The organism is Bacteroides sp. An279 (assembly GCF_002159615.1).
GTDB classification, from domain to species: domain Bacteria; phylum Bacteroidota; class Bacteroidia; order Bacteroidales; family Bacteroidaceae; genus Phocaeicola; species Phocaeicola intestinalis.
This window is the reverse complement of the sequence record NZ_NFJA01000128.1, coordinates 1-7292: the sequence shown is the minus strand read 5'-3', so window position 1 is coordinate 7292 and position 7292 is coordinate 1. Positions and strand designations below refer to the sequence as shown.

Annotated in this window: 5 protein-coding genes; 1 reads left to right on the top strand and 4 read right to left on the bottom strand. The window is 54.7% G+C overall.

Annotation, left to right across the window (positions count from 1 at the left end):
• Positions 1 to 160: 160 nt before the first annotated feature.
• The 3 genes from B5F78_RS15395 to B5F78_RS15385 all read right to left on the bottom strand — a co-directional run bounded on the left by B5F78_RS15395 (position 161) and on the right by B5F78_RS15385 (position 2907).
• Positions 161 to 661: an NUDIX hydrolase gene (locus tag B5F78_RS15395; protein WP_087250876.1), complete on the bottom strand. Its 501-nt coding sequence runs from the start codon at positions 659 to 661 to the stop codon at positions 161 to 163.
• 168 nt (positions 662 to 829) lie between these two features.
• On the bottom strand, positions 830 to 1522 hold the full coding sequence (locus tag B5F78_RS15390) for a response regulator transcription factor (RefSeq protein ID WP_087407150.1): 693 nt from the start codon (positions 1520 to 1522) through the stop codon (positions 830 to 832).
• Positions 1519 to 2907 (bottom strand): sensor histidine kinase, encoded by a 1389-nt coding sequence (locus tag B5F78_RS15385; protein WP_087407149.1) that lies wholly within the window; start codon positions 2905 to 2907, stop codon positions 1519 to 1521. Before B5F78_RS15385 ends, B5F78_RS15390 begins: the two co-directional genes overlap by 4 nt.
• Before the next feature lie 252 nt (positions 2908 to 3159).
• Here B5F78_RS15385 and B5F78_RS15380 point away from each other — a divergent pair, with 252 nt between their 5' ends.
• Positions 3160 to 5466 (top strand): outer membrane beta-barrel family protein, encoded by a 2307-nt coding sequence (locus B5F78_RS15380; protein WP_087407148.1) that lies wholly within the window; start codon positions 3160 to 3162, stop codon positions 5464 to 5466.
• A gap of 100 nt (positions 5467 to 5566) precedes the next feature.
• Here the strand turns inward: B5F78_RS15380 and B5F78_RS15375 are convergent, their stop codons facing one another.
• Positions 5567 to 7087 carry a Gfo/Idh/MocA family protein gene (locus tag B5F78_RS15375; protein ID WP_022041093.1) on the bottom strand — a complete coding sequence of 507 codons (1521 nt, stop codon included), beginning with the start codon at positions 7085 to 7087 and terminating at the stop codon, positions 5567 to 5569.
• Positions 7088 to 7292 lie beyond the last annotated feature (205 nt).

The window sequence follows — 7292 nt, the reverse complement described above, 5'->3', positions numbered from 1 at the left end:
CGCTCCTGTTCTTCGTCAGATAGCCCGCTATCTTCCTCATCACAGAAGCGAAAATGCCTCAAAAACTCATCCCAAATCATCGCACGATAAATTCAAAACAGCTTCTAAGTAAATGAAAGAAAACTTCGAATACTGCATGTCATGTCCTGTTTTTTTACGTTCAGAAGCCCAACCGTTTGAATTCGTTTTCGAAGTTAGGCGTGAAGATGCCTGTGCCTAATGCTTTCCGGATGTCCTCTAAAGTCCAGAAGCGTCCGCCGTCCAGTTCGTCGCTGGGGGTGATAGTGCCGTCGTAGGTAGTGCGGTGACTGAACACCAGTTCTTTTTCACGGTCGGATTCGAAGACGTAATGCGTGAGGAGTTGGGGCGTGAAGCCGGTAATGCCTAATTCTTCGCGTGCTTCCCGTATCAGAGCCATTTCCACACTCTCGCCCAGGTCGATGTGTCCTCCTACCGATGTGTCCCATTTGCCGGGCTGGATGTCTTTCCATGCCGGACGGCGTTGCAGGAAGAGTTCACCTCGGCTGTTGAACACGTGCAAGTGTACCACCGGATGCAGCAGTTTGCTCCCGTTGTGGCATTCGCCCCGCGTGGCTGCTCCCGTTATGTTTCCCTCTTCATCTACGAGGGGGAACATTTCTTTTTCGTTGTCGCTTGTCATATCTTGATTCGTTTATCGGATGAAAAAATCACCACAGGGGACACAGAGTATCACAGAGGAAAATTTAAAGACTCTGTGTGCCTCTGTGGCCTCTGTGGTGAAATATTGCTTGTTTTATCGTCACAAAAATAAGCATTTCATCGGATTTATCCGGCATTGCCTGCCGATTTATTCGGGAGAAACCGTCCGCAGCACGTAGCCTTTTTTCTTGATGGACTCGATGCGTATGCCCGAATCGTCTTTCAGGTAGTGGCGCAGGTAGGAAATCTGCACGTTCAGCGCAAGCGAGTTGGCGTATGAGTCGTTTCCCCATACGTGGGTCAGGATGTCTTCGCGGTAGACGGTCTGGTTGATGTTTTGGAACAGCAGGGTCAGTATTTCCGCCTGACGCGAGGTGACGGTGTGCGCCGTGCCGCATACGGTCAGCTCGTTGGTTTCGGGCGAGAAGAGGGTATGGCTAGCTTGGTAGTGCGGGTTGTCTTCGCCGGTACTGTCCGCGAAACGTTCTTCTATCTTTGCCAATAGTTCTTCGGGATAGAAGGGCTTGGGGATGTAGTCGTTCCCTTTCAGGCTGAATCCTTTCAGGCGGTCGGAGATTTCGGTGCGGTCGGACAGGAAGAACAGCAGCACTTTCTTGTCCCAGCTGCGGATTTGCCGTGTCACCTCGAATCCGTTTATCTCCGGCATATTGATGTCCAGCAATACCAGGTCGGGGCGGCAGAGGCGGAACTGCTCCAACGCCTGCTTCCCGTCGGGCACGTGTACGACTTCGTAGCCTGCTTTTTCGAGGAAGCGTTTCAAGAACAACGAATATGTGGCGTCGTCGTCGGCAAACAGGATTTTTAAGGGTGAATCGTTCATTGCGGTATAGATATATAAAAGGTGGTACCTCGGTTTGGTTCGCTCTCTACGCGGATGTGTCCGCAGTGGGCTTCCACCAAGCTTTTTACGTAGCTCAGCCCCAGTCCCAGTCCCGGAATGTTCTCGCGGCGCACTGCCGGGCTGCGGTAGAATTTCTCGAAGATGTGTTTCAGCTCGTCGGCTGGGATGCCCCTGCCGTTGTCGCTCACCTTGATGTCTGTCCGGTTGCCCGTCTGGCGGAGGGTAATTGTAATGACGGCTTCGCCCCGCGCATACTTCACGGCGTTTTCCAGCAGGTTGCTGAAGATGTTGCTGATGTGCATCCGGTCGGCTTTCACGAGGATGTCTTGCGGCTCGGAGTCGATGCGGACGCTCACGCCCTGCCTTTCGGTCTTTTCTATCAGTGGGCGGAGGAGGGCGTTCAGGTTGAACACGGTGCGGTTGAGCGGGATTTCCTTGAAGTCGCCGTAGGTCATGTCGCGCAGCTTCGAGAAGTAGGCGGAGAGGTTGTCCAGCTCTGCTTGTGCATCGGCAACCGCTTCCCGGCGCAATGTTTCATCGTGGCTCATCTCTTTGTCCTTGAGCACCGACATCAGGATTTTCAGCGACTGTACGGGGCGTTTCAGTTCGTGAATCATCGCGTGCAGGAAGTCGTTGCGCAGGCGGTTCAGCTTCCGTTCGCCGTGAATGGTGCGTGCCTGGTAGATGAGGCAGAGTATCAGGAGGACTGCCCATACGGCAGATGCCGCCAGCATCCAGTATATCTCTTTCAGCAGCGTGCCGGTCTTGAGGCTGCCTCCGATGAAGACGCTTTCTCGGTTCAGGGGGTTGATGCCGAACTGCAGTCGGTACGTGGGGCGGAAGAAACTGCCTGCCGACACGGTCTCGATGTCCGCCAACAGCTGCCGTCCGGCAGAGGCGGTGACCGTGAGTGCCGGTTCGTCCAGCCGTTCGCGCAAGAAGGCTTCCAGTGCCTGAGGGGAGGCAAGCCCGCGTTCGCTTGCCACGTAGCGTGTCGCCAAGGTACTCCAGTTGTTGTAGGAGACGGAAGCAGGCAGGTAGAACGTGTCGGTCTGCAGCGTCAGGCGTGTGTTCCACCGCACGATGCCGTTTTCAACGTACGAGCCGGGCACCGAAGTGTAGGTGTCCAGCAGCTCATGGGTTTCGGCGGTAAAGAGGTAGACCACGAAGCCTTTGTCGGACGGAATCTGCATCTGTTGCCGGAAGAAGTCGCCGCAGCATTGTCCTACCAGCCGTTTCTGTTCGTCGACCGCCTGCTCCAGCGCGTGCCGGCACTGCAGGCGGAAGCCGATTGCCTGCGCTATCAGAATGGACAGCGAGGCGACTATGGTGACGAGGTTTATCCAAGGGACTGATTTCTTCATAAGCGTATGTTTGATTGTGCACGACAAAGATAGCGGAAAAACCCGGAACTGTGGCGCGGAGTAATAAAATAGTAATATAGGCGTAACCCACGGGTAAGGATTATTTTTCGCCGCCGGGAAGTTTTGCTGTTACTTTGCAGCGAGTTCCAGCCGGATAAGCATTGTCGGAGGCTCGGACGATGCCAATCCTGTAGGATAAGTGTTGCCGACTGCGGACGGAATGATAAATCTTAACGAAAACAAAAATATACGATGATGAAAAGAATGATTTTTACAGCGATGTTGCTGCACTGTGTCTGTGCAGGCATCGGGGCGGACAGCCTGACGGGAAAAGTGACGGATGAGGCGCATCGGGGAGTGGCGTACGCCAATGTGGTGCTGCTCGCGCTGCCCGATTCGGTTTTTGTGGCTGGCACGGTGAGCGATGCCGACGGATGTTTCATGCTGGAGGCTTCGGCTCTGGGCGAAGGCTTGCTGCGGTTCTCGTGCTTGGGCTACCACTCGTGCACGGTTCCGGCAAGCGGCTTTACGGGTGAAGTGACGCTGCGCGAAGAGAGCGTTCGGCTGCAGGGCGTGGAGGTGGTGGCGGAACGTCCCGTTCATCAGCAGAAAGACGGTGCGCTGCTGACCCGCGTGGAGGGCACGACGTTGAGCCAATATCGCCGCATCAATGATATGCTGGCGGTGTTGCCGGGGATGACGTTCACCGTGTCGGGCGGGGTGGAAGTGTTCGGCTTGGGCACTCCGGTGATTTACATCAACAACCGCAAGGCGCGTGCCGATGAGCTGCAGCAGCTCACGCCGCAAGACATCCGTTCGGTGGAGCTGATTACCAATCCGGGCGCACGCTACGACGCCGAGGGGAAAGCGGTGCTGAAGGTCTATACCTTGCGCCGTGACGACGGGCATGCCTTGCTGGCGGAGCACGTGTCGGAGCAGGGCAGGCGGTATTCCGACTACGAGACGCTGCGCTACGACTACTGGAACCGGAAGCTCCACGTGTCGGCGTATTACCAGTATGCCGATTACCGTTCGGTGGTGAACCAGCCGCAATCGCACGAGCTGGCGTTGGGCGACAGCCTGTATCTGTACCGGAATCCCGACCAGGGCGACCGCCGCGACACGAAGCAACATACGTGGTACGCTAATGCAGATTATGAGCTTACCGCCCGTCACGTGATAGGGGCGAAGGTGGAAGGCACACATACACGTGACTATACGTTCCGTACCGGGAGCCTGGCATACGGGTGGAGCCATGCACCCTTGGCGGAAAAAGACATCGACAACGATTACCTGAACCGCACCGACGTGTATCACGCCAACCTGTTCCATAACGCCGACTGGAGCGACCGGCTTTCGTCCGCCCTCAACCTCGACTTTGTGTACAACCGGAACCGCTATCGGCAGGCGACGGCGGAAACAAGTTCGGGCGAACGGCTGGAAACAGAAAGCCATGGGAAGGGGAATCTGTCGATTGCCTCGGGCCAGTTGGCGTTCGATTACCGCCCTGCCTCCGGTGTGCAGGTGGGCTTTGGAAGCGACGTGAGCCGGGTGCATACGCACAACGAACTGCAGAGCACGGCAGACAATGTGGCGGCTTCGCTTTACGATGAAGACGAAGTGCGTGCGGCGGCGTTTGCAGACGTGTCGGCAGAGGCGGGCGACTTTTCTTTCCGGGCAGGCGTGCGTTACGAATATATGCAGATGAAGTTCCGCGACCGGCTGGACGCTTCGGGCAACCTGACCCACCGCTTTCACAACGTCTATCCTTCGGCAAGCGTCAGCTACAAGCGTAACGGCTGGAGCCAGACGCTGTCTTTCTCGTCGCGCACCACGCGCCCTTCGTTCCGCCAGCTGAGCAACGCCGTCTATTACAGCAACGAGTTTATGTACCAGCGGGGCAATCCGCTGCTGCTGCCTGCCACGGCGTACAAACTGGAGTGGAGCATCAGCCACAAACTCTTTTATTTCAGCGCGAGCTATACGTACGAGAAGAACCACCTGTCCACCTGCCATGAGGAAGAAGCGGGAAACCGCATCATCAGCACCTTTTGCAATTACCGCCGCATTCAGTACCTGAAGGCGACGCTGAACATTCAGAAGACGTTCGGCATCTGGCATCCTTCCCTTACGTTGGGCATCAGCCAGCCCTTTTTCGAAGTGATGTACCGGGGCGAGCCGCTTGCGTATAATTCGCCCAACTGTACCGCCGCGCTCAACCAGCAGTTCACGTTCCGGAAAGACTACCTGCTGAGCGTGTATTACGCCTTCTATTCCGGCGGCGATTTGGGGAGCGTGTCCATTCGTCCTTACCAAATGCTGAATCTGGAATTGCAGAAAGATTTCTTCGAGAAACGTTTCAGTGTCAGCCTGAAGGCTTACGACCTGCTGCGCACCATGAAATTCCGCGAAGAGCAGCGTGAGGGAAACCTCCGTTTCACCCAGACCGAAGACTACCAGCTATGGAATTTCTCCGTCAGCCTGGTCTTCCGTTTCAATCAGTTGAAGAACAGGTACCGCGGCAAGAACTCTTCGGCAAGCGATATGGAGCGGATGTGACGAAAGGTATTAGGTGACAAGGTACTAGGTACTAGGTTCTGAATAGCTTGGTTTACATCAGCAGGACTATTTGAAACCTAGTCGCCTAGTCCCTGGTTACCTAGTTACCTGATTTCAGTTTTGCCGTGAATGCCTTGGCTTTTTCCAGTGTGGCAGCTTCCTCTTCGGGAGAGGCATAGGCATGCTTGTATCCTTTTATCACGTTCCATTCACCGCGGGTGAAGTCGGGGAAAGCTACCGGTGCGCAGCCATTGTCCATCGACAGTTCGCCCAGTTCGGCAAGGCAGCACCATTCGGCAAGGTCGTACACGTCCATGTCCAGCGGCAATCCGTTCTGCAGGCAATATACTAAACGGCTGTCCATAATGAAGTCCATACCTCCATGTCCGCCTACTTCTTTTGCCATCTCGCCATATTTCTTCAGGATCGGGTGCTGGTATTTGGCTACCAAGGCTTCTTGCTCAGCTTTCGGAAGGAAGCCGTGTGCGCTGAGGTCGTCCACTTTCGGCTGTACGCCCGAAGCCGAAAGCTGTTCGCTGTCGAGCGCATAGCCTTCTACCGGATATTTGTTGGCGAATCCTTTCGTGCCGGTCAGCTGGTACAGGCGGCTGTAAGGCTGGGGTGTCATTACGTCGTGCTGGATTTCAATCACCTTGCCGTTTGCTGTGCGGATAAGGGTGGTGGTATGGTCGCCGTTGCGGAAATTCGTGCAGGCGGAATCGGTGCGTGCTTCTACCAGTGCCTTGCCTACTACCGACTTGGTGTCCATCGCTACCAGCGTCTCCATGCGGTCGCCCCGGTGGATGTTCAAGGCTTGTGCCACGGGACCTAAGCCATGAGTAGCATATACGTCACCGCGGTGTCGCATGTTGTAGTCCAGCCGCCAGCCCAGCTTGTCGTCCTCGCCGTTCTTCCAGTAGTGGTCCCAAAACTCGTTCAAGTTGTGGATGTAAGCTCCTTGTGCACGGATAATTTCGCCGAACACGCCTTGTTGCGCCATGTTCAACGTGTTCATCTCGAACCAGTCGTAGCAGCAGTTCTCCAGAATCATGCAGTGCTTGCGGTTCTTTTCGCTCAGGTCAATCAGTTCCCAGCATTCTTTCAGGTTCATAGCCGAAGGTACTTCGATAGCTACGTTCTTGCCGTTCTCCAGTGCGCATTTGGCGATGGGGAAGTGGTGTAGCCAGTCGGCGGCGATGTACACTAAGTCGATGTCATCGCGTTTGCACAACTCTTCGTATCCTTTCTCGCCGGAGTAGATGGCGGCTTTGGGCAGCGAAGCTTTCTGCAACAATTTCTGGCAGGCTTCGGCACGCTCCTGTTCATAGTCGCACAAGGCTACAATCTGTGTACCCGGAATGTAGGTGAAGCGTTCCACGGCTCCCGGACCTCGCATGCCTAACCCTACGAATCCTACACGTACCACTTCCATTTTGGGAAGGGCAAGCCCCAATACACTTTTCTGTCCCGCTGGGCGTTCGGGCGTTTTTACTACGATGGTTCCTTGTTTCCATTCCCACTGTGTGCCTTTATCGTTTGTCTGCACTGTCGAGTCGGGTTGTGTAGTACAAGCTCCAAGGGCTAAACACAGCCCTAAAGCCAATGTTTGGATGGTTTTCATACTTCTTTTGTTTATGGTTTTTATAATGGATGTTTTTGTTTGAAACGCAGATTTTCGCGGATTGACGCAGATTTAAATGCTTTGCAATCAGTCGATTTGAGAAGCTGTTTTGAATTTCTCCAAAAAGTTTTTCTTGGCTTGATGTATCCGTTTTCGTGTGTGCTTTGGGCGATTTTTTGGTCCTTTTCGCTCCTGTTCTTCGTCA

Excerpts from the sequence above, each read along its gene's own strand:
- B5F78_RS15395 (WP_087250876.1), bottom strand. The coding sequence starts at position 661 with ATGACAAGCGACAACGAAAAAGAAATGTTCCCCCTCGTAGATGAAGAG.
- B5F78_RS15390 (WP_087407150.1), bottom strand. The coding sequence starts at position 1,522 with ATGAACGATTCACCCTTAAAAATCCTGTTTGCCGACGACGACGCCACA.
- B5F78_RS15385 (WP_087407149.1), bottom strand. The coding sequence starts at position 2,907 with ATGAAGAAATCAGTCCCTTGGATAAACCTCGTCACCATAGTCGCCTCG.
- B5F78_RS15380 (WP_087407148.1), top strand. The coding sequence starts at position 3,160 with ATGATGAAAAGAATGATTTTTACAGCGATGTTGCTGCACTGTGTCTGT.
- B5F78_RS15375 (WP_022041093.1), bottom strand. The coding sequence starts at position 7,087 with ATGAAAACCATCCAAACATTGGCTTTAGGGCTGTGTTTAGCCCTTGGA.